This window comes from Paenarthrobacter nicotinovorans (assembly GCF_007670255.1).
Lineage (GTDB): Bacteria > Actinomycetota > Actinomycetes > Actinomycetales > Micrococcaceae > Arthrobacter > Arthrobacter nicotinovorans_B.
In genome coordinates this window covers 1-22,866 of the sequence record NZ_SZVS01000009.1, presented here as the reverse complement: position 1 = coordinate 22,866, position 22,866 = coordinate 1, and the positions used below count along the sequence as shown (strand labels likewise).

Annotated in this window: 30 protein-coding genes; 18 read left to right on the top strand and 12 right to left on the bottom strand. The window is 64.2% G+C overall.

All coding sequences use genetic code 11. The features are described from left to right. The first annotated feature begins 17 nt into the window (after positions 1 to 17). Positions 18 to 722, top strand: a complete 705-nt coding sequence (locus FDP28_RS14055; RefSeq protein WP_144662068.1) for an alpha/beta fold hydrolase — start codon at positions 18 to 20, stop codon at positions 720 to 722. Positions 723 to 786: 64 nt separating this feature from the next. Here FDP28_RS14055 and FDP28_RS14050 read toward each other — a convergent pair whose 3' ends face one another. Further along, on the bottom strand, positions 787 to 1,212 hold the full coding sequence (locus FDP28_RS14050; protein ID WP_144662067.1) for a hypothetical protein: 426 nt from the start codon (positions 1,210 to 1,212) through the stop codon (positions 787 to 789). Positions 1,213 to 1,420: 208 nt separating this feature from the next. Here FDP28_RS14050 and FDP28_RS14045 point away from each other — a divergent pair, with 208 nt between their 5' ends. Beyond that, entirely contained in the window at positions 1,421 to 1,690 is a 270-nt protein-coding gene (locus tag FDP28_RS14045; RefSeq protein ID WP_144662066.1) for a GlsB/YeaQ/YmgE family stress response membrane protein, read from the top strand. Then, complete coding sequence (locus FDP28_RS14040) at positions 1,683 to 1,943, top strand: hypothetical protein (protein ID WP_144662065.1); 261 nt, start codon at positions 1,683 to 1,685, stop codon at positions 1,941 to 1,943. Before FDP28_RS14045 ends, FDP28_RS14040 begins: the two co-directional genes overlap by 8 nt. A gap of 99 nt (positions 1,944 to 2,042) precedes the next feature. Here FDP28_RS14040 and FDP28_RS14035 read toward each other — a convergent pair whose 3' ends face one another. The 5 genes from FDP28_RS14035 to FDP28_RS14015 form a co-directional block, all read right to left on the bottom strand. Next, positions 2,043 to 2,603 (bottom strand): cysteine hydrolase family protein, encoded by a 561-nt coding sequence (locus FDP28_RS14035; protein ID WP_144662064.1) that lies wholly within the window; start codon positions 2,601 to 2,603, stop codon positions 2,043 to 2,045. Between the two features lies 1 nt (position 2,604). Then, positions 2,605 to 3,540: an SDR family oxidoreductase gene (locus FDP28_RS14030; RefSeq protein WP_144662063.1), complete on the bottom strand. Its 936-nt coding sequence runs from the start codon at positions 3,538 to 3,540 to the stop codon at positions 2,605 to 2,607. Positions 3,541 to 3,626: 86 nt separating this feature from the next. After that, positions 3,627 to 4,427 carry a DUF1206 domain-containing protein gene (locus FDP28_RS14025; RefSeq protein ID WP_144662062.1) on the bottom strand — a complete coding sequence of 267 codons (801 nt, stop codon included), beginning with the start codon at positions 4,425 to 4,427 and terminating at the stop codon, positions 3,627 to 3,629. 129 nt (positions 4,428 to 4,556) lie between these two features. Next, positions 4,557 to 4,742 (bottom strand): hypothetical protein, encoded by a 186-nt coding sequence (locus FDP28_RS14020; protein ID WP_144662061.1) that lies wholly within the window; start codon positions 4,740 to 4,742, stop codon positions 4,557 to 4,559. Positions 4,743 to 4,860: 118 nt separating this feature from the next. After that, entirely contained in the window at positions 4,861 to 5,133 is a 273-nt protein-coding gene (locus FDP28_RS14015) for a hypothetical protein (protein WP_144662060.1), read from the bottom strand. A 189-nt stretch (positions 5,134 to 5,322) separates the two neighbouring features. Here FDP28_RS14015 and FDP28_RS14010 point away from each other — a divergent pair, with 189 nt between their 5' ends. From FDP28_RS14010 to FDP28_RS13970, 9 genes are all read left to right on the top strand, one after another. Then, on the top strand, positions 5,323 to 5,805 hold the full coding sequence (locus FDP28_RS14010; protein WP_144662059.1) for an Asp23/Gls24 family envelope stress response protein: 483 nt from the start codon (positions 5,323 to 5,325) through the stop codon (positions 5,803 to 5,805). Continuing rightward, on the top strand, positions 5,802 to 5,993 hold the full coding sequence (locus FDP28_RS14005) for a DUF2273 domain-containing protein (protein WP_144662058.1): 192 nt from the start codon (positions 5,802 to 5,804) through the stop codon (positions 5,991 to 5,993). Before FDP28_RS14010 ends, FDP28_RS14005 begins: the two co-directional genes overlap by 4 nt. Continuing rightward, on the top strand, positions 5,990 to 6,385 hold the full coding sequence (locus tag FDP28_RS14000) for a hypothetical protein (RefSeq protein ID WP_144662057.1): 396 nt from the start codon (positions 5,990 to 5,992) through the stop codon (positions 6,383 to 6,385). Before FDP28_RS14005 ends, FDP28_RS14000 begins: the two co-directional genes overlap by 4 nt. Beyond that, positions 6,382 to 6,963: an Asp23/Gls24 family envelope stress response protein gene (locus FDP28_RS13995; protein WP_144662056.1), complete on the top strand. Its 582-nt coding sequence runs from the start codon at positions 6,382 to 6,384 to the stop codon at positions 6,961 to 6,963. Before FDP28_RS14000 ends, FDP28_RS13995 begins: the two co-directional genes overlap by 4 nt. A gap of 13 nt (positions 6,964 to 6,976) precedes the next feature. Further along, on the top strand, positions 6,977 to 7,582 hold the full coding sequence (locus tag FDP28_RS13990) for a hypothetical protein (RefSeq protein WP_144662055.1): 606 nt from the start codon (positions 6,977 to 6,979) through the stop codon (positions 7,580 to 7,582). A gap of 69 nt (positions 7,583 to 7,651) precedes the next feature. Further along, positions 7,652 to 8,248, top strand: coding sequence for an RNA polymerase sigma factor (locus FDP28_RS13985; RefSeq protein WP_144662054.1), 597 nt, complete (start codon positions 7,652 to 7,654; stop codon positions 8,246 to 8,248). Then, a complete protein-coding gene (locus FDP28_RS13980) occupies positions 8,245 to 8,850 on the top strand; it encodes an Asp23/Gls24 family envelope stress response protein (protein WP_144662053.1) in 606 nt (201 codons plus the stop codon). The genes FDP28_RS13985 and FDP28_RS13980 overlap by 4 nt, the downstream gene beginning before the upstream one ends. After that, on the top strand, positions 8,847 to 9,176 hold the full coding sequence (locus FDP28_RS13975) for a hypothetical protein (RefSeq protein ID WP_144662052.1): 330 nt from the start codon (positions 8,847 to 8,849) through the stop codon (positions 9,174 to 9,176). Before FDP28_RS13980 ends, FDP28_RS13975 begins: the two co-directional genes overlap by 4 nt. Before the next feature lie 69 nt (positions 9,177 to 9,245). Continuing rightward, entirely contained in the window at positions 9,246 to 10,475 is a 1,230-nt protein-coding gene (locus tag FDP28_RS13970; protein WP_144662051.1) for a GAF domain-containing sensor histidine kinase, read from the top strand. A gap of 12 nt (positions 10,476 to 10,487) precedes the next feature. Here the strand turns inward: FDP28_RS13970 and FDP28_RS13965 are convergent, their stop codons facing one another. Continuing rightward, positions 10,488 to 11,900, bottom strand: coding sequence for a serine/threonine-protein kinase (locus FDP28_RS13965; RefSeq protein WP_260842476.1), 1,413 nt, complete (start codon positions 11,898 to 11,900; stop codon positions 10,488 to 10,490). A 305-nt stretch (positions 11,901 to 12,205) separates the two neighbouring features. On the opposite strand from FDP28_RS13965, the gene FDP28_RS13960 reads away from it, so the two are divergent. Further along, positions 12,206 to 12,799 (top strand): histidine phosphatase family protein, encoded by a 594-nt coding sequence (locus FDP28_RS13960; RefSeq protein ID WP_144662050.1) that lies wholly within the window; start codon positions 12,206 to 12,208, stop codon positions 12,797 to 12,799. A gap of 340 nt (positions 12,800 to 13,139) precedes the next feature. Here the strand turns inward: FDP28_RS13960 and FDP28_RS13955 are convergent, their stop codons facing one another. The 3 genes from FDP28_RS13955 to FDP28_RS13945 form a co-directional block, all read right to left on the bottom strand. Next, positions 13,140 to 13,424 carry a hypothetical protein gene (locus FDP28_RS13955; protein ID WP_144662049.1) on the bottom strand — a complete coding sequence of 95 codons (285 nt, stop codon included), beginning with the start codon at positions 13,422 to 13,424 and terminating at the stop codon, positions 13,140 to 13,142. 107 nt (positions 13,425 to 13,531) lie between these two features. Further along, positions 13,532 to 13,762, bottom strand: a complete 231-nt coding sequence (locus FDP28_RS13950; protein ID WP_144662048.1) for a DUF6458 family protein — start codon at positions 13,760 to 13,762, stop codon at positions 13,532 to 13,534. A 127-nt stretch (positions 13,763 to 13,889) separates the two neighbouring features. Beyond that, the gene (locus tag FDP28_RS13945; RefSeq protein WP_144662047.1) at positions 13,890 to 14,786 is read right to left on the bottom strand and encodes an SDR family oxidoreductase; all 897 of its coding nucleotides are present in this window, start codon (positions 14,784 to 14,786) and stop codon (positions 13,890 to 13,892) included. A gap of 134 nt (positions 14,787 to 14,920) precedes the next feature. Between FDP28_RS13945 and FDP28_RS13940 the strand changes: the two genes are divergently transcribed. After that, entirely contained in the window at positions 14,921 to 16,771 is a 1,851-nt protein-coding gene (locus FDP28_RS13940; protein ID WP_144662046.1) for a glycoside hydrolase family 15 protein, read from the top strand. 10 nt (positions 16,772 to 16,781) lie between these two features. Beyond that, entirely contained in the window at positions 16,782 to 16,970 is a 189-nt protein-coding gene (locus tag FDP28_RS20575; protein WP_186313636.1) for a hypothetical protein, read from the top strand. 149 nt (positions 16,971 to 17,119) lie between these two features. Here FDP28_RS20575 and FDP28_RS13930 read toward each other — a convergent pair whose 3' ends face one another. Beyond that, the gene (locus FDP28_RS13930) at positions 17,120 to 17,956 is read right to left on the bottom strand and encodes a DUF2382 domain-containing protein (protein ID WP_144662044.1); all 837 of its coding nucleotides are present in this window, start codon (positions 17,954 to 17,956) and stop codon (positions 17,120 to 17,122) included. A 330-nt stretch (positions 17,957 to 18,286) separates the two neighbouring features. On the opposite strand from FDP28_RS13930, the gene FDP28_RS13925 reads away from it, so the two are divergent. Together FDP28_RS13925 and FDP28_RS13920 are read left to right on the top strand one after the other, a co-directional pair. Then, positions 18,287 to 19,687 (top strand): glutamate decarboxylase, encoded by a 1,401-nt coding sequence (locus FDP28_RS13925; RefSeq protein ID WP_144662043.1) that lies wholly within the window; start codon positions 18,287 to 18,289, stop codon positions 19,685 to 19,687. A gap of 21 nt (positions 19,688 to 19,708) precedes the next feature. Then, entirely contained in the window at positions 19,709 to 20,566 is an 858-nt protein-coding gene (locus FDP28_RS13920; protein WP_144662042.1) for a class II glutamine amidotransferase, read from the top strand. A 232-nt stretch (positions 20,567 to 20,798) separates the two neighbouring features. On the opposite strand, the gene FDP28_RS13915 is transcribed toward FDP28_RS13920, so the two are convergent. Continuing rightward, a complete protein-coding gene (locus FDP28_RS13915; protein WP_186313635.1) occupies positions 20,799 to 21,473 on the bottom strand; it encodes an HAD family hydrolase in 675 nt (224 codons plus the stop codon). A 305-nt stretch (positions 21,474 to 21,778) separates the two neighbouring features. On the opposite strand from FDP28_RS13915, the gene FDP28_RS13910 reads away from it, so the two are divergent. Continuing rightward, positions 21,779 to 22,866, top strand: a 1,088-nt coding sequence (locus FDP28_RS13910; protein WP_260842475.1) for a 13E12 repeat family protein, incomplete at its 3' end; no start/stop codon positions are given.

Sequence of the window (22,866 nt, the reverse complement as noted above, 5' to 3'; positions counted from 1 at the left end):
TCCCGTAGGGTACCGGCATGGACATCATCCTGGTACCTGGTTTCTGGTTGGACGCTTCGTCATGGGAGGAGGTGACGCCGGCCCTGGAGAAGGCGGGACACGCGGTCCACCCGCTGACACTCCCCGGACTTGAATCCCGGGAGAGCCCCCGCGCGGGAATTGGCCTCCGGACGCATATCGGCGCCGTCATTGAAAAGGTGGACTCACTGGAGGGCAAAGTGGTCCTGGTGGGCCACTCCGGCGGCGGGGCCATCATCCACGGCGTGGTTGATTCACGGCCCGATCGCGTCGCCCATGCGATCTACGTGGACAGCGGCCCGCTGGGTGAGGGCGGCGTCATCAATGACGAACTGCCCGACGACGGCGACGACATCCCGCTGCCGCCGTGGGAGGGATTCGAGGAAGCGGATCTCGTGGACCTGACCGAAGAACTCCGGGAAAAGTTCCGCGCCCGCGCCATCCCCGAGCCCAAGGGCGTCGCCTACGACCAGCAGCACCTCCATGATGTCCGGCGCTACGACGTTCCGGCGACGGTCATCGCCTGCGAGTTCCCATCATCGATGCTCAACGGGATGATGGACGCCGGCCACCCCTTTACCGAGGAACTGGCACGCATCAAGGACGTGGAGCTCGTGGATCTGCCCACGGGACACTGGCCGCAATTCACCAAACCCGCCGAATTGGGCGAGGCAATCCTCAAGGCAGTCGACCGTACAGCGTAGGGTGCGGTCCGGCGTCGAGCGTTAATGCCCGACGCCGGAGCGCACCACGCGTGGTCGGCTTACGTCACGCCTTTGGCGGCGTGTTGGTTGCGGGGCCTTCAGGGGCAGCCCCGCCTTCACTGGTCCAATCGGTGCCCGTGATGTCGGCATGGGCGGGATCGGACACGACATCGCCCTTCACGGTGGACACCGTCGCAGGACGGTCATCCCCGTCCTTGGAATCCTGGCCGTTCTTTGAATCCAGGATGCCTGGAAGCGCGGCCTCGGCCTTTTCCAGGAGTTTCTTTCCTGCGGCAAACAAGTTGTCCAGGATGTCAGGAACGGATTCCTGCACCGCGTCGGCAGCCTGATGGACATTTTCCTTAACCTCAGGATTCTGCAGGACCTTTTCAGTACCACCGCGGATCCGCCGATAAACCTCCGGCCAGGACTTCGACCCCCACACGTAGCCAACAGCCACGCCAACGGCGAACAATGCTTTCCCTTTCACGCCACCCACTCCTTCCGAGGTGTTTGCTATCGACCCTATTCCCGCGCGCCGGACCCTGTCACGAGGACGTTCAGGCCCGCCAGCAGCATGTATCCGATAATAGTCAGGTTACTTGCTACTCGCTTTGGGAACAGCTAGCGTTGCAGATGTAGTACCGGACCGACACCCAATCGGCAGGATGTCCATCGACAAGAAAGCAGGAACAAAAATGGGTTTCTTTGGTTTCCTTCTGCTCGGTCTTTTGGCCGGAGCTATCGCAAAACTTATCCTTCCCGGCCGTCAGGGTGGTGGGTGGTTCGTCACCCTCATCCTGGGCGTCGTCGGCGCCCTCCTGGGCGGCTGGCTTGGCGGCCTGATCTTCCACACAGGCCTGCAGGAATTCTTCTCGCTGACAACCTGGCTGCTCGCCATCGGCGGCTCGATCATTGTGCTGCTGATCTACGGCCTGATCACCAACCGCAGGGCTACCCATGGCTGATCACCAGAACCGCGACGCCAACGGCGAAGAACTGGACGGCCAGTACACCGAGGGCGACTACGGAGACACGGGAGTGTCACCGGAAACCCTGAAGGACGACGCCGGCGGGGACTACACCGAGGGTGACTACGCCGAGAAGACGGTCCCTTCAGCGGATGCCGAACTCGACGACAAGAACACCGAGGACACGCCGCCGGACCGCCCCTTCTCCTCCGAACCGGACGAGGAAGCATCAGGCTCAAGCCGCCCCTAGTCCGCAGAGTTCGTTGTACAACTGAATCACCACAGGAACCCGGAGAACTGCTGATGCAGTCTCCGGGTTCTTCTTGCTGTAAGGGATGGTTCGGCCGCGCTACGACCGGACCGACGCCAACAGCGGATAGATTTCCTCAAGTGGCAGCACATTCTGCCGGTACTCACGCGTCAACACCCTGAGAACCGTTTCCGCAGCTTCGGCATTTTCCGTACCGATCGCTTCGGCCGCATAGATCACTTTGAGGTTGTGGGCGAACGCGTCTGCAGCCGTCTGGGCAATGCAGTTGTGGGCCGAGATTCCGGCCAGGACCACTGTATCCACTCCCCAGTTTCCCAGCCGCATGGCCAGGTCCGTGCCGAAAAATGCGCTGTCACGGGTTTTGACCAGCCGCGGAAAGTCCGCCGTGAGCAGGCCATGTACGAATCCGGCCTGCTCACTGCCCCTGAAAATGAAACCTTGGTCGTCCTCGAGCATGTTCAGGCTCCAGGTGGACTTATCCCGCTCATGCACCGTGCCCACCAGCAGCACCTTGCCGCCCGCATCCACTGCGGCGCTGGTCAGGGAATTGCAGGCGGCGACGATTTCATTCCTGCGGGAGGCCAGGGACGGGTCCTCAAAGTAGGCATTCTGCATGTCGATGACCAGGACCGCGATCATCTCAAAGCCCCTTGCCACCCGTAACGGGCAGCACTGCACCGGAGATGTAGGAGCCCTCGTCCGACGCGAGCAGAACATAGGCGGGAGCCAGTTCCGCGGGTTGACCGGCCCGACCCAAGGGTGTGTCCTGCCCGAAGGAAGGCAACTTGTCAGGCCATTCGGTGGCGGGAATCAACGGAGTCCAAATGGGACCCGGCGCCACAGCATTGACTCGGATTCCCTTGGGCCCAAGCTCCTGTGCCATGGCCTTGGTGAAAGCCACCTGCGCAGCTTTGGTCATGGCATAGTCCACCAACTGGGCCGAGGGGTTGAACGCCTGGATGGAGGCCGTGACGATGATGGAAGCTCCGGGCCGAAGATGGGGAATGGCGGCCTGGGCTGTCCAGATGAGCGAGTACAGGTTGGTCTTGAAGACGCGGTCGAACTCTTCGGTCGGGATGGTTTCCAGGCCTTCCCGGTTCTTTTGGTAAGCCGCATTCAGCACCACGATATTCAGGCCGCCGAGTTCCTGCACGGTACGTTCCACGATGTCCGCCGCGAAGCCTTCATCCCGCGCATCACCGGGCAACAGGAGAACCCGCGCCCCGCACTCACGGATCCATTCCGCCGTCGACTGTGCGTCTTCCTCCTCCTCCGGCAGGTAGCTGATGGCTACGTTGGCACCCTCGCGGGCGTATGCGATGGCCACGGCGGCGCCGATGCCGGAGTCGCCGCCGGTAATCAGTGCCGTCTTCCCCTGCAGCCGGCCGTGGCCTGCATAGCTTTTCTCCCCGTGGTCCGGTTGGGGGTCGAGGGGCTTGGTAAGGCCCGGCTGCTGCTGCTCCTGCTGGGGGAATTCCTCCGAGTAGTAACCCTTGCGCGGGTCGGAGGGCGCGGAGGCCAGCTGGTGCCCGGCCGGTTGCGGCTGGTCGTTCCGTTGCGGATCGTCATGTGTCATGGTTCTGCCCTTCAGATGGCCTGCACGGTTCGTTAGCCCTGTACCCAGCGCCCCGGGCGCCCAAACGGCAGGTGGGCCGCGCAGCGTCAGGTCCGAAGGGACTTTGCCTTGACTATCAGGAAGAGTCCGTAGGCAATCAGCCCCACGGCGACGGCGGCCAGCAGGTACGGTCCGTACGGCTGTTCCCGCAGGGCCTTCAGGCTCCCGTCCAGCCCCGTTGATTGCTGCGGCTGGGCACGCACGGCGGCGATAACCACCAGCAGGCCAACCAGGAACAGGGCGATGCCCTTGGCGATGTACCCCACCATGCCCACGCCCACTTGAAACTTCCGGACCGCTTCCTCCGAGGACAAGGAGATGTCACGCTTGAAGGTCTGCCGGAAGCCGCGTACGGCAAAGAAGATGCCCGTGACGGCGACCCCCGCACCGATGGCGACAAGCAGGAATACACCCATGGGAGCGCTCATGAGGGTTGCCGTGAAGTCGGTGCTGGACTCCCGGCTGTTCTTTCCCTTGCCCATGATGAACGAGACAATGGTGGCCGCAAGCGCCGCGAAGACGAGGGCCTGGCCCGCGGCTGAGAGCCTCTTGGTGAGTTTCTTGCTCGCGGTCCGCTCCCCCATGATCGCGTTCCCCAATTGCCACAGCGCCAGCGCCGCGCAGGCGCCAAAGCACGCCCACAGAAGCACAGGTCCCACGGGCTGGCTGGCCAGGGAGGCCACCGCCCCCGAAACGTCGGCTTCGCCGCCGCCTCCGAAGGCCAGTTGAAGCGCGATTACCCCGATCAGCACATGCAGCAGGCCGCTCACGGCGTAGCCTGCACGCGCAATGATCTCGAAAGTACGTGAGTTTGAGGCTTCCTCGGCCACGTCAGCGGCCTTCCTCATCTCCTCTTTGATGACAAGCCTCCTTAGTTCCGGTGGACACCATAGTCCCACCGGAGTAACGCGAAAGCCACGACCATTAACGACGTCGGACAGGCACCTTGGTGCCTGTCCACAGAAGTCGGAGGAAGCCTAGAATCCGACGACGGATTGGGGCCAAATACTGCGCAGTCCTGCGGCCAAGGGGTTGAACGGCTCACGCACAGCCAAACCCGTACGGGCCTGGCCCGGTACGTCCTCCGGGTGGTTTGCCGCTTCCGGGGAGCGGGTGTCCGCAGCGCTGGCACCGTTGGCCTGGGCGGTGATGTGAGCAGTCATGTCGGTCGCCTTCCTGAAAGTTCCCATCAGCTCCAATGGCTGATGTTTCAACCATCGGGCAGGGCCCTCAAGAACGACGCCGGGTCATCTCAAGATTGGCTCAAGCTTCCTGGGTGGGCTACTCCATCAGCTTCTCAATGGCCGCGAAGCTCATCCCGGACGCAATCGCGAGGTCCGGGAGTCCCGCTCCTGCCTCCACCGCACTTCGCATCGCCTGGGCCAAGGACTCTTCAGCTTCATCCATTTCCCACTGGAGGCCTTCCACGCGGGCCGCCGCCGTCCACACCACGTCCAATAAGCCGGTCCGCTTCGCCGGAGTGGAGGGGGCCACTTCCTTCGCGGTGTCCGGAAGAGCCCCGATGTTCGTCCCAGCCATAGCTACTGCAGTCATTTGGTGCCCTTTCCAGGAGGTGTAACTCGACAAACTAGTTATATGGCAAACTAACTAAGCAAGCCAGCGTGTCAGCAAGAAAGTGACTCACATCACATGGTTTTCAGCGTGAGGAATCAGCCGGCCAGCACGTCTTATTCATGACGGCGCACAGGAAGCGCCGCAAACAAACGGACAGGAGCCATCGCCATGACGATCCAAACGCACACCCCAGCAGACGTACCGGCGAAGAACAAGCAGCACGCCGACGTCGTGGACGCACCCACCCGGGACAAGGGCAAGGACGGCCGCGGTGCGACCACCGTGGCCGACGGCGTCGTCGCCAAGATCGCCGGCATCGCCATCCAGGAGATCCCGGGAGTGCATGCCTTGGGCGGCGGAGCGGCCCGCGCCATCGGCAGCCTCCGCGAAAAGGTGGGACAAAAGGACCTCACCCAAGGAGTCAACGTGGAGGTAGGCCAGACCCAGGTTGCCGTCGACGTGACCCTGGTTGTCGAATACCCGCACCCGCTCCAGGAGGTGGCGGACAACGCCCGCGACGCCGTGTATTCCGCCATCGAAGACCTGGTTGGCATGGAAGTCACCGAGGTGAACGTGACCATTACCGACATCCACGTCCCGTCAGAGGACTCCGAATCCGATGACGCCGAACGCGAACCGAGGGTCTCGTGAGCCCCACCATCGCAGGCCTGGCCATAGGAGCGGTGCTCGCCCTGGCTGGACTGGCCTTCGGGTTCTGGGGCCTGCTGCTGACAGCGCTCTTCATGGGAGTCGGGGCGATGTTGGGCCGTTCCGCCGAAGGAAAGCTTGACCTTCGCGGGGTGCTTGATGCCCTGCGGGGCAAGCGTTCCTCCTCATGAGCAGCGCGGGCGCCACGGAGCGCTTCCCGGACACGGCGGACCGGATAGGACACAACCGGCTCACGCACGCGGCGATCCGGAAAACCGTGGAAACAGTCACTGCCCAGGCGTTCCGCGTTGGTACGGGCGACGTTTCAGCAACGGTGGAGGATGACGCGGGAAAGCTTGGCGTCAAGGTTTCCATCCGTCTGCCCCTCCCGCCGCTGCTGAAGCAGTCCCCGACGCTGCGGAAGCCGCAGCCCGGTCCGGCCACAGTCTTCGAACAAGCCCGTGCCGCCCGGCAGGAAATCGTGGCCCGAGGTACGGCCATCACCGGTTTGGCCATAGGCCGGGTAGACATCCGCCTCACCGGCGGAAAGCCCGAGCGGCTTAAGGAAAGGAGCGTCGAATGAGCAAGGATGCCGCCATCCGCCGTTTGGTCCGGCGCGAAACGCACTCCTCGAGGGCGGTCCCCTCCATCGTGGTCGCCTCCCTCCTGCTAGCCGTTTTCCTCTGGCTGGCACTGGAATCCGTGCTGTGGCTGCTCAAAGACCAGCCCTTGCTCGCCAGCCCGGCGCAGATGCTCCGCTGGTTGATCGAGCTTCCGGCCAAGACAACACCGGCAGGCATGGTGGCATCAGGCGCAGGGCTGGGAATCCTGGCACTGGTGCTGTTCGGACTGGCCTTCGGGAGAGGGCGACGGCCACGCCGCGCGATCGGAAGCCAGCGCGCCGCCGTCGTGGTGGATGACGAGGTGATTGCGGCAGCGGTGTCCCGCAAGGTCCGGCGCGCAACGGGCCTCGCCCCCGGGCAGGTGACCACCACCATCGGTGGACGTTCCGTCCGCGTCCAGGTGCGTCCGACGTCGGGCGAACCGCTTGAGGCGGCAGAGATCCAGGAAACGGTCGACGGCGAACTGGCAGCCTACGCGCTGGATCGGCCAGTGCGGTCGAGCGTCAGCATTCTGAACGAAGGAGCTGTGGGCCAATGAGAAAGGCGGGGCAATGAGAAACACGAATCGGGCGCTCAACCGCATCCTGCTCACCATCCTCGGGATCGTCCTGCTGGGAGCCGGCGCCGCACTGATCGCGGCCGGAACCATGCCAGGGGTTGCAGAGTTCTGGACAACCACCGGGTCGACTGCACGGGATGGACTCCGCAATCTGGTTGGCACGGCACCCCTGCCCGACCCCGTCCGGAGCTGGTGGCTGGTGTTGGAAATCGCCGTGCTGCTGGTCGGCGCCATCCTGGGCGCGGCCTGGATCGCTTCCCAAGGAGGCGGCAAAACACCTCGATTCGCAGAGGACTCGGAAGGCAGTGCGGGCCGAACCGTGGTGGATACCGGACTGGTCTCGGCAGCCGTCAGGGAAGCCCTCACTGGTCGCCCCGACGTGCTGGCTGCCTCTGTCTCGACGTGGGAATCCCGGCGCGGCACGGCTCTGCGGCTCCGCTTGGAGGCCCGCAAGGGGGCGTGCCCCCGGGAGCTCGGTGACACGGCGGCCCAGTTGCTCCAGGAACTGGACGCCTGGCTGGGCCATCCGGCGCCCGCCCTGGTCCGAATCACGAGTGGTCCCAGAACCCGGGTGTCAGGATCGCGCCGGGCCCGGTAAAGGTGCATCCCCAAGTCCCTGGCCCTCCGGGATCACATGCCCGACACACAACACTGGAAAGGCGGAAACGTGACTGGTTCACCCGCGGCCTCCGCCGCAGCACAGCAACACCTGGACGTGGTGCCAGACGCGTTGCTGGCCGGCAGGGCAGCAGATGGCGACACTGCCGCTTTCGAAGCCCTCGCCCGGCGCCACGGGCCTTTGATGCGGGCAACGGCACGACGGTTGACGGGCACCCTGGCGGACGCGGACGACGTCGTCCAGGAGAGCCTGGTGCAGGCATGGAATCAATTGGACACTGTACGGGACCCCGCCGCAGTGAAAAGCTGGTTGCTTCGCATCGTTGGCACGCGCAGCATTGACCACCTCCGAAAACGGCGCAACCACGCTGCCTTGGACGAGCTGGAGAACCATGCCGGGGCTCCTTCCAACCAGCGGATCCCCGATCCTGAAAGCACTGCGGTCAATGCCTCCAGAATTGACGCGTTGAAATCGGCGCTCCAACGGCTTCCCGAGGAGCAGCGCCGCTGTTGGGTACTCAAGGAATTCAACGACCTGAGCTACGAGGAGATCGCACTGACCTTGAACATCAGCCCTGACAGCGTCCGTGGCCGTCTTGCCAGAGCACGTATTGCCCTGGCACGCACAATGGAGGAGTGGCGATGAAAACCCCTGGCGATGCTTTGGAATGCGGGCACAGCCTCGCGGAACTGAGCGCCTATTTGGACACGGGATACATCGCTGATCCCGAACATGTGGAGGGCTGCCCTGAATGCCAGGCCGGCCTGGCTTCCCTGCGCAGGCTCTCCGAACTGGGCCATGAACTGTTGGCCTCTGACGTGGCCGAGGCAGGATCGGGCACGGACGACTGGATGCAGAACATCCTGGACAACCTCCATTTGGAACTACGTCCCGGCCGCAGCATCCCGCTGCGTTCCGAGGACCCGCACGATGCCCTCTGGGAGACCGAAGGCTCCGTCTCAGCGTTGATCCGCTCCGTTGTCGATTCCATGCCCGGAACAGCTGCCGGTAAGTGCCGCCTGGCAGGCGACATCACGACGCCGGGGGCCGGGATCGACATCGACGTGGAGATCGCGGTGGTCTACGGATACTCCATGGAAGAGCATGCAGCGGCCCTGCGGAATGAACTGGCGGAGGTGCTGGCTGCACAGACTGAACTCACCATTCAGGCCATCAACATCACGGTCACCGATGTACTGGAGCCTCCTGCCCCGGCCATCACAGCGATCAAGGAGGACCAGCCATGACGGAGCACCTGGAAAGCAATTTCCCCGCCCTGGCCGCGGAACTGCTCGACGTCGTCGAGGCCGTTGACGGGGTCACGACCGTCTATCCTGCCCAGCCGTTGTGGCAGTCGATCGCCGGGGCGGCGGTTGCGGCGGTGACCGGTGAAGCACAGCCCCTCATCGCTCTTTCCCGCCATGGTGAAGACGTGGCGGTCAAGGCCCGGATAGGCGTCGGAATCCTCCGCCCCGCCCCGGAAGTAGCCCGGGAAGTAGCCGCCGCAGTCCGCAGGCACCTGGGAAACGCGAGCGCCGTCGTCGAAATCCTGGTGGTGAAGATAAGTCAGTAGGTAAACCGGCAGCGCTGACCTCCCGGTAGTATCGGCAGGGAATTCACAAGACGCTTGGGGGTTGGTTCAATGACGGAAATTCAGGGACAGCTGTCTTTCACTACGGACGTCGGCCGGGACAGGGAGCTCCAGGAATACGGCCTTGATCCTGCATTCGACTCGACGCTCCTTCCCAATGACGCCGTTCTGAGCGCGCTGCAAAACCTCGTACGGCTGGCCACCGAGCTCTGTGGCGCCCCGTTTGGCGTGGTCAACATCATCAGCGCCAAGTACCAGCACCAGATCGGGGCCTGGGGCGTGGAACCCGGGGTCTGCTCCCGTGAGGATTCGATGTGCGCCAAGGTCTTCCTGACCCGTGAGCGCACCGTGGTGCCTGATGCTTCCCGGGATCCACGCTTTGCCGACAACCCTTTCGTGACCGGCGAAATCGGCAACGTCCGGTTCTATGCCTCTGTGCCCCTGCAAACGGAATCCGGATTCGTGCCGGGAACCCTGTGTGTCTTTTCGGACCAGAGCAAGGAGCTGAGCCAGGAGCAGGTAGGAATGCTCGAAGTCCTGGCCAAGCAGGTGGTTGAGCTCCTGGAACTTCAGCACCGCACGGCCCAGCTGGACCGCACCTACTCCGAACTCAGGGCCAGCAACGCCAAGCTTGCCGGATTCGCCGGCCGCGTCAGCCACGACCTCCGCATCCCCCTGACCACCATCCTGGGATACGTGGAGCTGGTGGAGGACGACCCCGATATCGAGCCCAGCAGTCCCGCTGCGCGGTACCTGGACCGCATCGGTGCCAGCGGACGGCGCATGCTGGGAATGCTGGAAGACGTCCTCAATTACTCCCGTGTTGGTGGTGGCATCCAGCCAGCCCGCGTCTCCCTGCGTGAGGTCACCGAAGAGGTAGTCCGGGACCTCGGGATAGAGAACGAGGGCATCGTTGATGTCCGCGACATCACCGTTTACGCCGACCCCGGGCAGCTGCGGACGCTGCTGCAGAATCTCATTTCCAACGCGATGAACTACCGCAGCCCGGAGCGCGACCTCAAGGTCAGCGTCAGCGGAATTTCGAACTACCACGGCGCGACGGTGTACGTGGCGGATAACGGCAAGGGCATCAAACCCGAGGACCGGGACAAGGTCCTGGAGCCCTTGGTGCGCCTGCGCCGCGATGGGGACGGCCCAGGCACCGGCCTCGGGCTGGCCACCTGCAGCAGCATCGCCAAAGCCCATGGCGGGGACCTCACCATCTCCGAGACCGCTGGCGGCGGCACCACTATCGCGGTGAGCTTTCCCGCCGGAACGTAGCGCCGGCCGAGACTACTTACCGCCCTTCTCCGGCTTCTTGTCGCTCTTGCCCTCGCTCTTTGTCTTGGCGATGTCCGGGCCCTTCATATCGGAGGGAGGCCGGACCGGCTGGTTCTGGGCGGGTACGTTCTGGACCGGCACGTTCTGGGCCGGGACATTCTGGACGGGGATGTTCTGCACAACCTGCGCGGGCGTGGTCGCCTCGGGAAGGTCGACTGCCTCCGCCGGCACGGCCCCGGCCGGGGAGGAAACCGCCGGCGTCGGGAGGACCGGAGTGGCAGGCTGTGGATCGGCCTGGGATACCCCGTTGTTGGGAGCATGCGAAGGGTCGTTCGTACTTCCGGCCGACGAAAGCCCCTGGGTAAGGGCCACCAGGGCAAGCGGGATAGCCACGGCCGCAGCCGCAACCCCACGCGCCGTCTTGGGCCGGCGTTTGCTGAAGTCGCGGATGCCGGTCAGCGTTGCCGTCTTCCGGGTCCGCGGCCGGATGGGCGCAGGCCGGGCAGCACGGCCGCGGGCGCTGGGCGTCCGGGCCGTCGTCGCACTCAGCGGAGTCCGCTGCGGGACGGGAGGAAGTATCGCGGTCCTGCGCCCCGACTGGACGCCTTCCTCCGAAAGCGCCTGCTCCACCTCCTGGGCTGCAGGGCGCTTCTCCGGATCCATGTCCGTCATTGCTTCCAGGAGGGTACGCAGCGGCCCAGGCAGTTCGCAGGGTACCTGCGGCGCCCTGTGCAGACGGGCCGAAGCTGTTTCCACGGGCGTTCCCGGGTACTCCGCATGGCCCGTCAGGCATTCCAGGAGCACCAGACCCAGCGAGTAGATGTCGCTTTTCGGCGTAAGGTGCAAGCCCTGCGCCTGCTCAGGACTGAGGTACTGGGCGGTGCCCACGGTGAATCCCGTTGCCGTCAGGCGGTTGTCGTTCATCACCAACGCGACCCCGAAGTCTGCCAGCTTGACCGACTGCGCCAGCCCATCGGCGTCGGACACCAAGATGTTGGCCGGTTTGATGTCACGGTGGATGACGCCGTGTTCGTGAACCTGGGCCAGGGCTCCGGCGATCCGGATGCCGATGCGGGCGGTTTCGGGAACGGTGAGTGGACCGTCGGAAAGTATGGCACGCAGATCCCGCCCCTCGGCGAGCTCCATCACCAGGTAGGCACGTTCTTCGTCGTTGCGCGTATCGACGCCCGCGTCAAAGGCCGCAACGAGGCCCGGGTGGTCAAAAGCGGCGAGCAGCCGCATTTCGGTCTCCTGCCGTGCGCGGAAGGAATCGTCGCCTGAGCCGGGCAGGAAGATCTTGACTGCCACCTCACGGCCGAGGACCAGGTCCGTCGCCCTGTAGACAGCAGACATTGCACCCCTGCCCAGGAGCGGTCCCAGTTCGTAGCGGCCATCAAGTGCGCCGCTGCCATCCGCGCCGTTCACGGAATCGGGGGCACCCAGGCCCCGGTTTTGTCGTTGTAGCCCACGATTGTCACGTCCTTTGGGACTACCTGGCGCGTCACGGACCCAAACACTATCCGTCGGTACCAAGTAGTGCCGTCAATAACATTTCACGTTGCCGCTTGACCGATTGCTTCAGCCCTGGCGGCTTGAGCAAGTCAGCTCAAACAGCATCATCCGGTGTCACCAGATAAGTCATCAGGATACTGATTAAATCACACGAAGGACAATGGGCAGTTCACGTTACGTGACGCAGCGAACTGCGCCCGGCCGGACCGCAAGGCACAATGGAAGGCATGACCCTTACGACTTTCGCCCTCGTCCGCCATGGCCAGACCGATTGGAACGCGGAGCGCCGGTTGCAGGGGTCCACCGATATTCCCTTGAACGACGTCGGTCGCGGCCAGGCGCGCGACGCCGTCGCCTTCCTGTCGGGCCAGCAATGGGACACCGTGGTTGCGTCGCCGCTCAGCCGCGCAGCCGAAACGGCAGAAATCATCGCCGAAGGGCTGGGGCTCACGGTGGCACGGCTCGTCCCGAACCTGACGGAGCGCAGCTTCGGGCCGGCTGAGGGATTGCAGGCCGGGCCGGAGCTGGAAGCGCTGCGCATCCCCGGCGGCTTCCGTGGCGGCGAGAGCGACGACGACGCCGCGGCGCGGGGGATCGCCGCGCTCGAGGAACTGGCCCAGGAGTTCGCGGGCAAACGAGTGCTGGTGGTAGCCCATGGCACCTTGATCCGGCTGACCCTTAGCCGTGCGATTGGCCGCACGCTGGACAGCGTCCAGAACGCGGTGCTGAACCTTGCCCACCATCACCCGACGGACGGTTGGCAACTGGAATACTTCAACGGCGAGCGCATCACCGCGGACCTTCAGGCCTGAACAGGCTTTCCCTGGGCGATCCTCCCGACCTCCGCCAGCAGGCCGGACACCCATTCGTCCATGGCGCCGCTGAGATGGCGGCCAACGAAGGTTCCGGCTCCGGGGATGTCGAAGACCGCGACAGCCTGGTTTCCATCTTTTCCGGGCCCGGCGTAAATCGTGACCTTCCCGCGATGGATCCCTGCGATGTCGAAGCAAAGCTCCGTCCTGGACTGCAGGGACGACGCCCAAGCCGCGACCGATTCAGGTGTGTAGGTGTGGATGGCCGCTACTCCCTCGAACGCCGGCTGACAGGACGAAGGTTAAGTAGCGGAAAGCCCCCGATCGTGACGTGGAAGCACTACCGGGCTTGGAGGCGCTGCTTCAATTGCTCGGTGTAGCCCGTGTAGGCGGCGGCAATTTCTTCCAGGTCCACGGTCTGGGGGAAGTCGATGACAGGCTGGTGCTCGGCCAGGTACGTGGCGGTTTCTTCCACAATCAGCTGCTCATCGAAGCCTTCAAGCCCGGCGTCGGCCAGGAAGTCGGGATTCGTGTGGACCAGCGATTCCCCGGACTGCCCTTCCGATGCCCATCGCACCAGGTACTCGTTCTGATTCACCAATTCGATGTCGAATGTCTGCTCCATGGAAGCAGCCTACGCCGTCGGGCAGCAGGGCCTGAATCTCGCCAGAGGCAAGAAACGCACGACGGCGACAGCCCGCCGTCGTGCGTTTCCTCCGTAGCTTGCGGCTGCTAGATTTCCGGGCGACGCTCCACAACGGTGTGTGGATCACCGCGCCGTTCGACTACTGTGCGGCGGGTCCTGTTGGACATGGCAATCGAAACGATGAGGCCGATGATGCCCACCGCGATCAGGATGTAGCCAACCAGGACCTGGTCAAGGAAGGGGATGATGCCTGGGGCGAGCGCGAAAGCCAGAATAGCTCCGATGGCGATCAGGGCAATGGAAGAACCGATTCTCATAGCGTGCTCCTCATGTTGGTCCGGCGCATGGTCAGGGGCAGCGCCGGTGCGTGTCATCAGGATACTTACGATTTACCTTGCCCGCCAGCCACCAGGCCGCTGGAATCAGGAGCCGAACCGCTCAACGTCAGTGGCCGTACCGCTCAGCCACCCGGCCGATGGCATCCTCAGGTGTCGGTGCCGGACCGAACACCTGCTCCTGCCGGGAAGTGTCCGCGACGTACTTCCCCGTCTCGAACCACGCCACCATGCTGGCCATATCCGACACCAGGGGAAGGACCTTGGCGGTCGCCTTGCCGAGTCCTGTAATTGCGCCAGTGGGCACGGACATGACTTTGACCGGCTTGCCGGCCCGCCTGCCCGCAAGCTCCGCGGCTTCCTGCATGCTCACCGGCCGCGTCCAGCCGATGTCGATGCGCTCACCGTCAACGACGTCGGCATCGACGGCGGCCGCCAAGTAGCCGGCGAGGTCGCTCGCCAGAACGAACGTCAGCTTGGCCTCCTTGGAGCCAAGCCACACAAAGCGACCCTTCGCGAAGGGATCGCCACCCATCCCCACGGCCTGGTCGAAGAAGGCACCCGGCCGCAGCGCGACGAACGGAACCCCGAGCTCCTCGAACTTGTCTTCAGCCAGCTTTTTGTTCCAAAAGTGCGGGATCTGGGGTGTCTGGTCGCACGTGAGGATACTGATCAGCACAAACCGTGGAACGGCCGCATACTTGGCTGCGACGGCCAGGTTGCTGTTGCCGTAACTGTCGATGAGCTTGGTGTTCTTGTCATTCCTGGTGTAGCCGGCGGCGGTCGAGATCGCTCCTGAAACACCCGTCATGGCCGTGATCAGCGAGGCCGTGTCCAACATGTCTCCGCGGGCAATTTCCACGCCTTTGGCCTCAAGCTTGGCGGCTTTCGATCCAGGACGCACCAGCGCCCGGACCTTCTTGCCGCGTTTCAGGAGCTCATCCACCACTTGGCCGCCCAGGAATCCGGTAGCGCCAACAACAAGGACAGGCAGATCTTCGGCCACAGCATCTCCTCGGGTTTGTTCCTACGTCAGTGGTAGCACGCACCCGGAAACGAGACCAGACCCAACCCGCCAAGGCGAGTGCCGCCGTCGAGCCTCTCCCGCGGCTGCCAGCGACGCAGACTAGGATCTGTCCCATGGCGAGGATCGAGGACTACGCAATCATCGGGGATTTGAACACCGCGGCCCTGGTGGGACAAAGCGGGTCCATTGACTGGATGTGCCTCCCGAGGTTCGACTCGCCCGCCTGCTTCGCGGCGTTGCTGGACAAGCCCGAGGCGGGACGGTGGCTGTTGGCACCTGCCGGGACTCCCGACGGCGGCAACTGCACCCGCCGCCAATACCGGGGAGACACCCTCATCCTGGAGACGGTGTGGGAAGTGGCCGGCGGTTCGGTGAAGGTGATCGACTTCATGCCGGTCCGCGACGACGCCGTGGACCTGGTGCGGATTGTCGAAGGTGTGTCCGGCGAGGTGGACATGCACATGGAACTGGTCCTGCGCTTCGACTACGGCAGCGTCGTTCCCTGGGTACGTCACAGCAAGCACGGCATCAGCGCGGTCGCGGGGCCCGATTCGGCGTACGTTACTACCCACGCCCCGCTTGTCGGGCGGGACAACCGGACCTACAGCGACTTCACGGTCCGCGCCGGAGACAAGGTCCCCTTTGTCCTTCGCTGGGCTCCGAGCCATGAACGCGAGCCCCGCAGGATCGATCCCCTTCGGGCGCTCAATGCGACGGAGTCGTACTGGCTGGAGTGGATCGGCCGGAGCAAGATAGTGGGCAAGTACAAGGAGCCGGTGGAGAGATCACTCATCACCCTCAAAGCCCTCACGTACGAACCCACCGGCGGCATCGTGGCCGCCGCCACCACGTCCCTGCCCGAGCAGATCGGCGGACCACGGAACTGGGATTACCGGTTCTGCTGGCTGCGGGATGCGACACTGACGCTGCAGTCGCTTCTCGCCGCCGGCTACACGGAAGAGGCCTCCGCTTGGCGGGATTGGCTGCTCAGGGCGATCGCCGGCGACCCGTCCCAGCTTCAGATCGTGTACGGACTCGACGGCGCCCGGAGGCTTCCGGAGGCGAGCATCCCCTGGCTTGCCGGTTATGAAGGGTCCATGCCCGTACGTACGGGGAATGCGGCCGCTCCGCAGCTCCAACTGGACGTCTGGGGTGAAGTCCTGGATGGCCTCTCGCTGACCCGGGCCGCCTCCCCTGACGGCACGGTGGACAATTCCTGGGACATCCAGGTGGCCTTGATGGAATACCTCGAAGGGGCCTGGAACCAGCCGGACAACGGGCTATGGGAAATGCGCGGACCCCGGCGCCACTTCACGCATTCCAAGGTCATGGCCTGGGTAGCGGCAGACCGCATGGTCAAAGCCGTACGGACCTCCGGCCTGCCCGGCCCGCATGACCGATGGGCGGCGCTTCGCAGCGAAATCCATAACGACGTCATGACCAGGGGCTTCGACGAGGACCTCAACAGCTTCGTTCAGTCCTACGGCAGCAAGGAACTGGATGCGAGCCTGCTGCTGGTGCCCCGCGTAGGCTTCCTGCCGCACCGGCATCCGCGCGTTGCCGGAACGGTGGAGGCTATTCAAAAAGGACTCACGGAGGACGGCCTGGTTCTCAGATACCGGACCCAATCCGGCCACGACGGCCTGCCCGGGAACGAAGGGGTATTCCTGGCGTGTTCGTTCTGGCTGGTGGATGCGCTGCTGGGTATCGGCCGAAGCGGTGAAGCTACAGAACTCTTCGAGCGGCTCCTCAGCCTGCGCAATGACGTGGGTCTTCTCAGTGAAGAATGGGATCCCCGCGCCCGGAGGCAGCTCGGAAACACTCCCCAGGCGTTCAGTCATTTCCCGCTGATCCACAGCGCCTTGCAGTTGCACCACGGGGAGGCCCACAAGAGCGACACCCCGTTCGGCAACGGCGGACACTCCGGCGCATCTACCCTTCGGAATGATCCACGCCTTCAGTAGTTTCACCCTTATGGCGGGCTTCTTCCAGGTGGATATCGAGCTTCCGTTCCGCTTCGCGCCGGCGCTGCCCGACGGTCCGAAGCTGCTGCGTTGTTGGCGCGCCCGCGTCCTCTGCCGCAATCCCTGCCGGCTCGGAGGGCTGGTGTTTCTCTTGTTCGCCCATATGAAAATCGTCCCATCGTCGCCGCTTTTGCGATAGCGGCAGTTGTTTCGCGGCCGGCGTGTCTCCTGCAGTAGGTCCGCCGCCGGCGCTTCCGCCTTCTGTGCTTCCGCAGCCGGTGGGTTGACGTCCGACGGCGACCTGCCGCCGTCGGACGTCAACCGCGCCTAACGCGCGTCCCGGGTGGGTCAGCGACGGATGTCGTCCCTGTCCGTTCCGTCGGTTTCAATGCGTTCCTTGCGAACCTCTTCTTCCACCTCGACGTCGTCCCTGACCGTCTCCTTTTCGAGGCGAACGCGCTCTACGGGCACGGTTTCCTTCTCCACTACGGGACGTTCCTCGTGGAGGGTCACTACGTGCTCGCTCTCAGTGAGGTCGGGACCGGACAGGGCGTCACCGGCGTTGGAATCAGTGATGGGTTCACGCTCCAGCCGGACTTCCTCGCGCTCCACGGGGACTGTGGTGGTGACGTTTTCCGTGGTGATGTACTTGCGGAGGCGGGCCCGCCCCGTGGCCTGCTTCTCCGTGCCAACGTTGAGGCGCTCTTCCGAACGGGTCATTGCGGCGTCATCACGGCTGGTGTCGGTGGTGTCGGTGGTGTCGGTGTAGTCCGTGCGGGTGGTGTCGGCGTAGTCAGCCGTGCCGGTTGTGGCGGCGGTGCCGGCCGCGAAGTCCGTGCCGCGCGCGTGGCCGTCGTTGCCGTATGCCCCCTCGAGACCGTAGTGGTTGTAGAGCCGGCTTTCCTCACCGGGATCAAGGTGTCCGTCATCGGCAACCCTCGGGGCATCCTTGATGTGGTCCTTGCTGAACGGAACAACGACGTCGTCGCCCTCCACGGCGGCCTCCCGCAACGGGACAAACGATTCCGAGCTGCCGAAGAGGCCGGTCTTGACGGTGACCCAGGTGGGCTCCCCGGTATCGTCGTCGGTGTAGAAAGTGCCGATGGACCCAACTTTGTCGCCCTCCGTGGTGCGGACGTTACCGTCGAGGCCCAACAAACGGTCAATGTTTTCCCTTGCGAGCATTTCGTCTCCTTGGAATGCGGTTCTCTTGTGTGGATCGCCAAGCGGGCTGCATCACCAGGCATGGTTTCCAGTCGCTGGTACGGGGAAGCTTCAACCCGTCAGCTTTAAGGAACACCAATACCATAAGCATGCTTACTGTTTTCTTCGCAAGTCTTTTCGGGAAATTCCCAGCTATGGCTGAAGGTCGTCCCAGCCGCCTTCCGAGCCGTTTCCCAGGATTCTTGGAGCGGCAGCCGTAGAACGTTCGGAAAGCTTGGGTGGGCGACCCACGCCGGGTAGCGTGAGCCGCAGACGAGTAGCCCCGCGCGAACGAATCCAAGGAGCTGGCCCATGAGCAGAGCCCACCGCACGTCCCACCACGAGCCGGACACCGCCGTCGAACTCAATCCCCTGTTCAGCAGGCCTGGAGAGTCCACCATCTTTCCCCGATTCACCCTGCCCGAAGGTGAATCCCTGCCGGCCACCGCCTACCAGGTTGTCCACGACGAAGCGATGTTGGACGGCAATTCCCGCCTGAACCTGGCAACGTTCGTGGGGACGTGGATGGAAACCGAAGCGTCCGCCCTGTACGCGGAAACGTTCGACAAGAACATGATCGACAAGGACGAATACCCCCAAACGGCACTCATCGAGACACGGTGCTGGCGAATGCTCGCTGACCTGTGGAACGCGCCGGATCCTTCGAAAAGCATCGGCACGTCCACCATCGGATCCTCGGAAGCATGCATGCTGGGCGGCTTGGCCCTGAAACGCCGCTGGCAACACGCACGCCGCGCAGCAGGCAAGCCAACGGACAAACCCAATCTCGTGCTCAGCTCCGCAGTCCAGGTGTGCTGGGAAAAGTTCTGCAATTACTGGGAAGTCGAACCGCGCTTTGTGCCGGTCTCCACCGAACATCCCACCCTGGACGGCCATGACCTGGACCAGTACGTCGACGAAAACACGATCGGCGTCGTCGCCATCCTGGGCGTCACCTACACCGGGCTCTACGAGCCCGTAAAACTCATCTCCGAAGCATTGGACGAGATCCAGGGCCGCCGCGGCCTGGACATCCCCATCCACGTCGATGGAGCGTCCGGCGCCATGGTTGCACCTTTCCTGCAGCCCGAAATGGCGTGGGATTTCAGGCTTCCCCGAGTAGCGTCGATCAATACCTCCGGCCACAAATACGGCTTGGTGTATCCCGGCCTGGGCTGGGTGGTGTGGCGTGACGCGGAGGCCCTCCCGGAAGACCTGATCTTCCATGTCAGCTACCTGGGCGGGGACATGCCCACCTTTGCCTTGAACTTTTCCAGGCCCGGCGCACAGGTTCTCCTGCAGTACTACCTGTTCCTGCGGCTCGGCTTTGCGGGGTACAGATCCGTCCAGGCCACTTCGCGCGATGTGGCGCTCTACCTTTCCGGCGCGATCGGAGCCATGGACGCTTTCACCCTATGGAGCGACGGCTCGGACATCCCCGTGTTCGCCTGGCAGCTCACCGAGGGTTACACAGAGCACTGGAACCTCCACCACCTTTCCGAACGCCTGCGCATGAACGGGTGGCTGGTGCCGGCCTACCCGTTGCCCGATGGATTGAGCGAGGTAACAGTCCAGAGGATCGTCGTACGGAACGGTTTTACCCGCGACCTCGCCTCCAGCTTCCTGGCCGACCTCACCAAAGCCGTGGACTACCTGGACAGCCTCACCTCGCCCATGCCCACGGACAGGCAGTCCGAGGTCTTCCACCACTGATTCTTGCGACAGGAGGCCGCAATGTGCCGACTCTTCGGGCTGCATGCCGGCGCCTACCCAGTCCGCGCCACGTTCTGGCTGCTGAACGCGCCGGACAGCCTCTCGATCCAGAGCCGGAAGGAACCTGATGGCGCAGGAATAGGGACCTTCGACGCGGCAGGCAACCCCCATGTAGCCAAACAACCGCTGGCAGCATGGGAGGACCACGCCTTTGCCCGCGAAGCCCGCGACCTTAAAAGCACCACCTTCCTGGCACACGTGCGGTACGCCAGTACCGGCGCCCTCACCCTCGTCAACACCCACCCTTTCGAGCAAGACGGCCGGATCTTCGCCCACAACGGGGTGCTCCGGGGGCTGGAAAAGCTTGATTCCCGCCTTGTTGAGCTCGGCGCGATGGACCTGGTGCAGGGCCAATCGGACAGCGAGCGTCTTTTCGCACTGATCACTGCGGAGACCCGGGCCGCCGACGGGGATGTCCGCGCTGGGATCCTGGGCGCCGTCAGGTGGATCGCCAGGGAACTTCCGGTGTTCAGTCTCAATTTCATCCTGACGACGGCCACCGACATGTGGGCGCTCAGGTACCCGGCGACGCACGAACTGTTCATGTTGGAACGGCATCCGGTCGAACCCAGCCCGCTCGACGCACGAAGTGAACGCATCCGCTCCCGCAGCACCGAACTCTCCCGGTCGGCGCATGTCCTCTTCGCCACCGAACCAATGGACCACAATCCCGGCTGGCGGCCCCTGGCGTCCGGCGAACTGGTGCATGTCGGACCGGACCTGGAGGTCACGTCCAGTATCGCCTTCCCTGATCCCCCGGCCCACCTCCTCGCGCTCGATGACTTGGAACCAGCGGCGGCGGCTTCGCAGGCGCCGTAAGTCTCCGCGCCTCGGGCGAGCAACGCACCTCAGCCGAGTACCGCACCTCAGCCGAGTACCGCACGACGGCGACCTGGCGCCGTTGGGGGGGGGACCGGCGTCGTGCGGTGGGGGTGCCCCCGTGCGGTGGGGGCGCCGCCGTGCGGTGGGGGTGCCGCCGTGCGGTGGGGGCCGTCGTCGTGCGGTGGGGGCCGTCGTCGTGGACATGCCGTTCACGGGGGTCCTGCGTCCCTCAGACTTGCTGCCCACAGACGACCGCATTGATGGCTTCCGCAGCCGTCGGAGCAACCAGATCCGGGGCGGCAAGGCCCAGGGAGCCAGTGTCCCCGGCCCAGGTTTTGCCTCGCGAGACCCAGGCCGTTTTCAGTCCCGCCCGTCGGCCGCCCGCGATGTCTGCGGTTGGGTGGTCGCCAACCATCCAACCGGTTACTCCGGTTGCGCCGGTTGCGCCGAGACTGGCGGTGGCAATTCGGAAGATTTCGGGGTCTGGTTTCTTCACCCCCACGGCCTCGGAAATAATGACGGCATCCACAAAGGCTTCGAGACCGAGCCGACGGATCTTGAGCGTTTGCTGCTTTGTCGCGCCGTTGGTAACGATGCCTATTTTCCATCCCGCTTCACGGGCATTTCCCAGAGCGGATGTGACGCTTTGGTCCAGGGTCATCAGGGGCACGTGGTCAAACAGCAACATATGCCTGATTTCCCCGGTATCCGGTGCCGTCTCGAATCGCTGCCCGATGGCATGGGCAAGGGAATCCCGGGACTCGTAGCCGTCTTGGTCCGCGTCGATGAGCCACTCTGCGTCAGTCGCGGGTCCCCCCAATGTCCCGATGAACGAGCGTGCCCAAGCATTGAAGGCCGCGGCCCTGTCGACCAAGGTGTTGTCGAGGTCCACAAGCAGCAGCATGGCTAAAGAATACGCACGCCAAGTGGCGGGTGCGGCGAAAGCGGCCGTTGTCCACATAGGGTGGTTTGTCCACATACGGGGGTTGTGGGCTTATGGGGTTTCTGCCGGGGTGACAGGCTTGATTCATGGATGGGATGGGGCGGCTTAGTGGACTTGGGACGGCGTCCCAGGATACTGGAGGAGCGCTCTTGGGTCATGGAGGACCGTCGGGTGGCGGTGGAGCGGCGTCACCGGGGCTGTTGCTTCACGTGAGGGACTCCCCTGCGCTGCAACCGCCCAACGACGGCCGTGCGGGACACCCCCCTTTGACACTTCCAGACGATACCCGCATTCTGCCCCGGCTTGGTGACGCGGATGCGAACAGCGTGGCCCCCGCCGGGTCTGCCCCAGAGGTCGGCGCTTTCCTTGATGATGCGGTGGAGGCGTTGGCCGGTTTGCGGGGTGCTGCTGTGGCGGATGCCCGGTTGTTCGGGTTCGTGGAGGCGGCGGATTTCGCGGGCAGGGTCGAGGAGATCTCACGGGTCCTTGAGTACGTTCAGGTGATTGCGGCCCAAGCCGTGGAACGGACCCGGAACCAGGCGCGGTTGCAGGTGCAGGGATCGGCCGCGCCGGAGTGGCGTACAGGGCGGACCGAGCCTGCAGCAAATGGGGGCGCGACTGGTGCTGGGGCGGGTACAGGCGCTGATAGTGCCGGCGCTAGTGCGGGCAGTGTCCTTGATGACGGGTACCGGAACGCGGCGGAGTTCCTTCGGGCACGGCTACGGATCGGGATCGGCGAAGCCCGCCGCCGGTTATCACTGGCCGCAGATGCCCTACCCGGAACGGCAATGACCGGCCAACAGGTCCCGGCACGGCGCGAACACCTCGCCCAAGCCCTCGCAACAGCCCACATACCCTCCCGGTCCGCCACGATCATCGCCACCGCCCTGGACAAGATCCAACACCTCACCGACCAGGACACCATCACCCGGATGGAACACGCCCTGACCCGCACCGCCACCCAGTCCGACCCCGACTTCCTCACCACCATGACCCGACGCTGGACCGACCGCATCGACCAAGACGGCCCCGAACCCTCCGAAGAAGCCCTCCGCCACACCCAAGGCGCGTTCCTGCGCCGCCGACACCGCTACGGACTCCACCACCTCGAAATCTTCGCCACCGCCGAACAATACGAAACCCTCACCACCGCCATGAACACCGCCACCAACCCCCGACTCACCACCACAGGGGCCGACACCACAAAACCAGACACCAACACCCGCACCAGCACCGGCACCAGCACCGGCACAGCAGACCCAGACACTGCCCCCGAAGCCAACCACGGGCCGGTACTGGACCGGCGCTCCCGCGCCCAGAAACTCCTCGACGGACTCGTCGGAGCCTGCGCCGT

What these genes read in the sequence shown, in the direction of transcription:
- FDP28_RS14055 (WP_144662068.1), top strand. Translation starts at nt 18, where the DNA reads ATGGACATCATCCTGGTACCTGGTTTCTGGTTGGACGCTTCGTCATGG.
- FDP28_RS14045 (WP_144662066.1), top strand. Translation starts at nt 1,421, where the DNA reads ATGGGTTTCTTTGGTTTCCTTCTGCTCGGTCTTTTGGCCGGAGCTATC.
- FDP28_RS14040 (WP_144662065.1), top strand. Translation starts at nt 1,683, where the DNA reads ATGGCTGATCACCAGAACCGCGACGCCAACGGCGAAGAACTGGACGGC.
- FDP28_RS14035 (WP_144662064.1), bottom strand. Translation starts at nt 2,603, where the DNA reads ATGATCGCGGTCCTGGTCATCGACATGCAGAATGCCTACTTTGAGGAC.
- FDP28_RS14030 (WP_144662063.1), bottom strand. Translation starts at nt 3,540, where the DNA reads ATGACACATGACGATCCGCAACGGAACGACCAGCCGCAACCGGCCGGG.
- FDP28_RS14025 (WP_144662062.1), bottom strand. Translation starts at nt 4,427, where the DNA reads ATGAGGAAGGCCGCTGACGTGGCCGAGGAAGCCTCAAACTCACGTACT.
- FDP28_RS14020 (WP_144662061.1), bottom strand. Translation starts at nt 4,742, where the DNA reads ATGACTGCTCACATCACCGCCCAGGCCAACGGTGCCAGCGCTGCGGAC.
- FDP28_RS14015 (WP_144662060.1), bottom strand. Translation starts at nt 5,133, where the DNA reads ATGACTGCAGTAGCTATGGCTGGGACGAACATCGGGGCTCTTCCGGAC.
- FDP28_RS14010 (WP_144662059.1), top strand. Translation starts at nt 5,323, where the DNA reads ATGACGATCCAAACGCACACCCCAGCAGACGTACCGGCGAAGAACAAG.
- FDP28_RS14000 (WP_144662057.1), top strand. Translation starts at nt 5,990, where the DNA reads ATGAGCAGCGCGGGCGCCACGGAGCGCTTCCCGGACACGGCGGACCGG.
- FDP28_RS13995 (WP_144662056.1), top strand. Translation starts at nt 6,382, where the DNA reads ATGAGCAAGGATGCCGCCATCCGCCGTTTGGTCCGGCGCGAAACGCAC.
- FDP28_RS13990 (WP_144662055.1), top strand. Translation starts at nt 6,977, where the DNA reads ATGAGAAACACGAATCGGGCGCTCAACCGCATCCTGCTCACCATCCTC.
- FDP28_RS13980 (WP_144662053.1), top strand. Translation starts at nt 8,245, where the DNA reads ATGAAAACCCCTGGCGATGCTTTGGAATGCGGGCACAGCCTCGCGGAA.
- FDP28_RS13975 (WP_144662052.1), top strand. Translation starts at nt 8,847, where the DNA reads ATGACGGAGCACCTGGAAAGCAATTTCCCCGCCCTGGCCGCGGAACTG.
- FDP28_RS13970 (WP_144662051.1), top strand. Translation starts at nt 9,246, where the DNA reads ATGACGGAAATTCAGGGACAGCTGTCTTTCACTACGGACGTCGGCCGG.
- FDP28_RS13960 (WP_144662050.1), top strand. Translation starts at nt 12,206, where the DNA reads ATGGAAGGCATGACCCTTACGACTTTCGCCCTCGTCCGCCATGGCCAG.
- FDP28_RS13955 (WP_144662049.1), bottom strand. Translation starts at nt 13,424, where the DNA reads ATGGAGCAGACATTCGACATCGAATTGGTGAATCAGAACGAGTACCTG.
- FDP28_RS13950 (WP_144662048.1), bottom strand. Translation starts at nt 13,762, where the DNA reads ATGAGAATCGGTTCTTCCATTGCCCTGATCGCCATCGGAGCTATTCTG.
- FDP28_RS13940 (WP_144662046.1), top strand. Translation starts at nt 14,921, where the DNA reads ATGGCGAGGATCGAGGACTACGCAATCATCGGGGATTTGAACACCGCG.
- FDP28_RS20575 (WP_186313636.1), top strand. Translation starts at nt 16,782, where the DNA reads ATGGCGGGCTTCTTCCAGGTGGATATCGAGCTTCCGTTCCGCTTCGCG.
- FDP28_RS13930 (WP_144662044.1), bottom strand. Translation starts at nt 17,956, where the DNA reads ATGCTCGCAAGGGAAAACATTGACCGTTTGTTGGGCCTCGACGGTAAC.
- FDP28_RS13925 (WP_144662043.1), top strand. Translation starts at nt 18,287, where the DNA reads ATGAGCAGAGCCCACCGCACGTCCCACCACGAGCCGGACACCGCCGTC.
- FDP28_RS13920 (WP_144662042.1), top strand. Translation starts at nt 19,709, where the DNA reads ATGTGCCGACTCTTCGGGCTGCATGCCGGCGCCTACCCAGTCCGCGCC.
- FDP28_RS13915 (WP_186313635.1), bottom strand. Translation starts at nt 21,473, where the DNA reads ATGCTGCTGCTTGTGGACCTCGACAACACCTTGGTCGACAGGGCCGCG.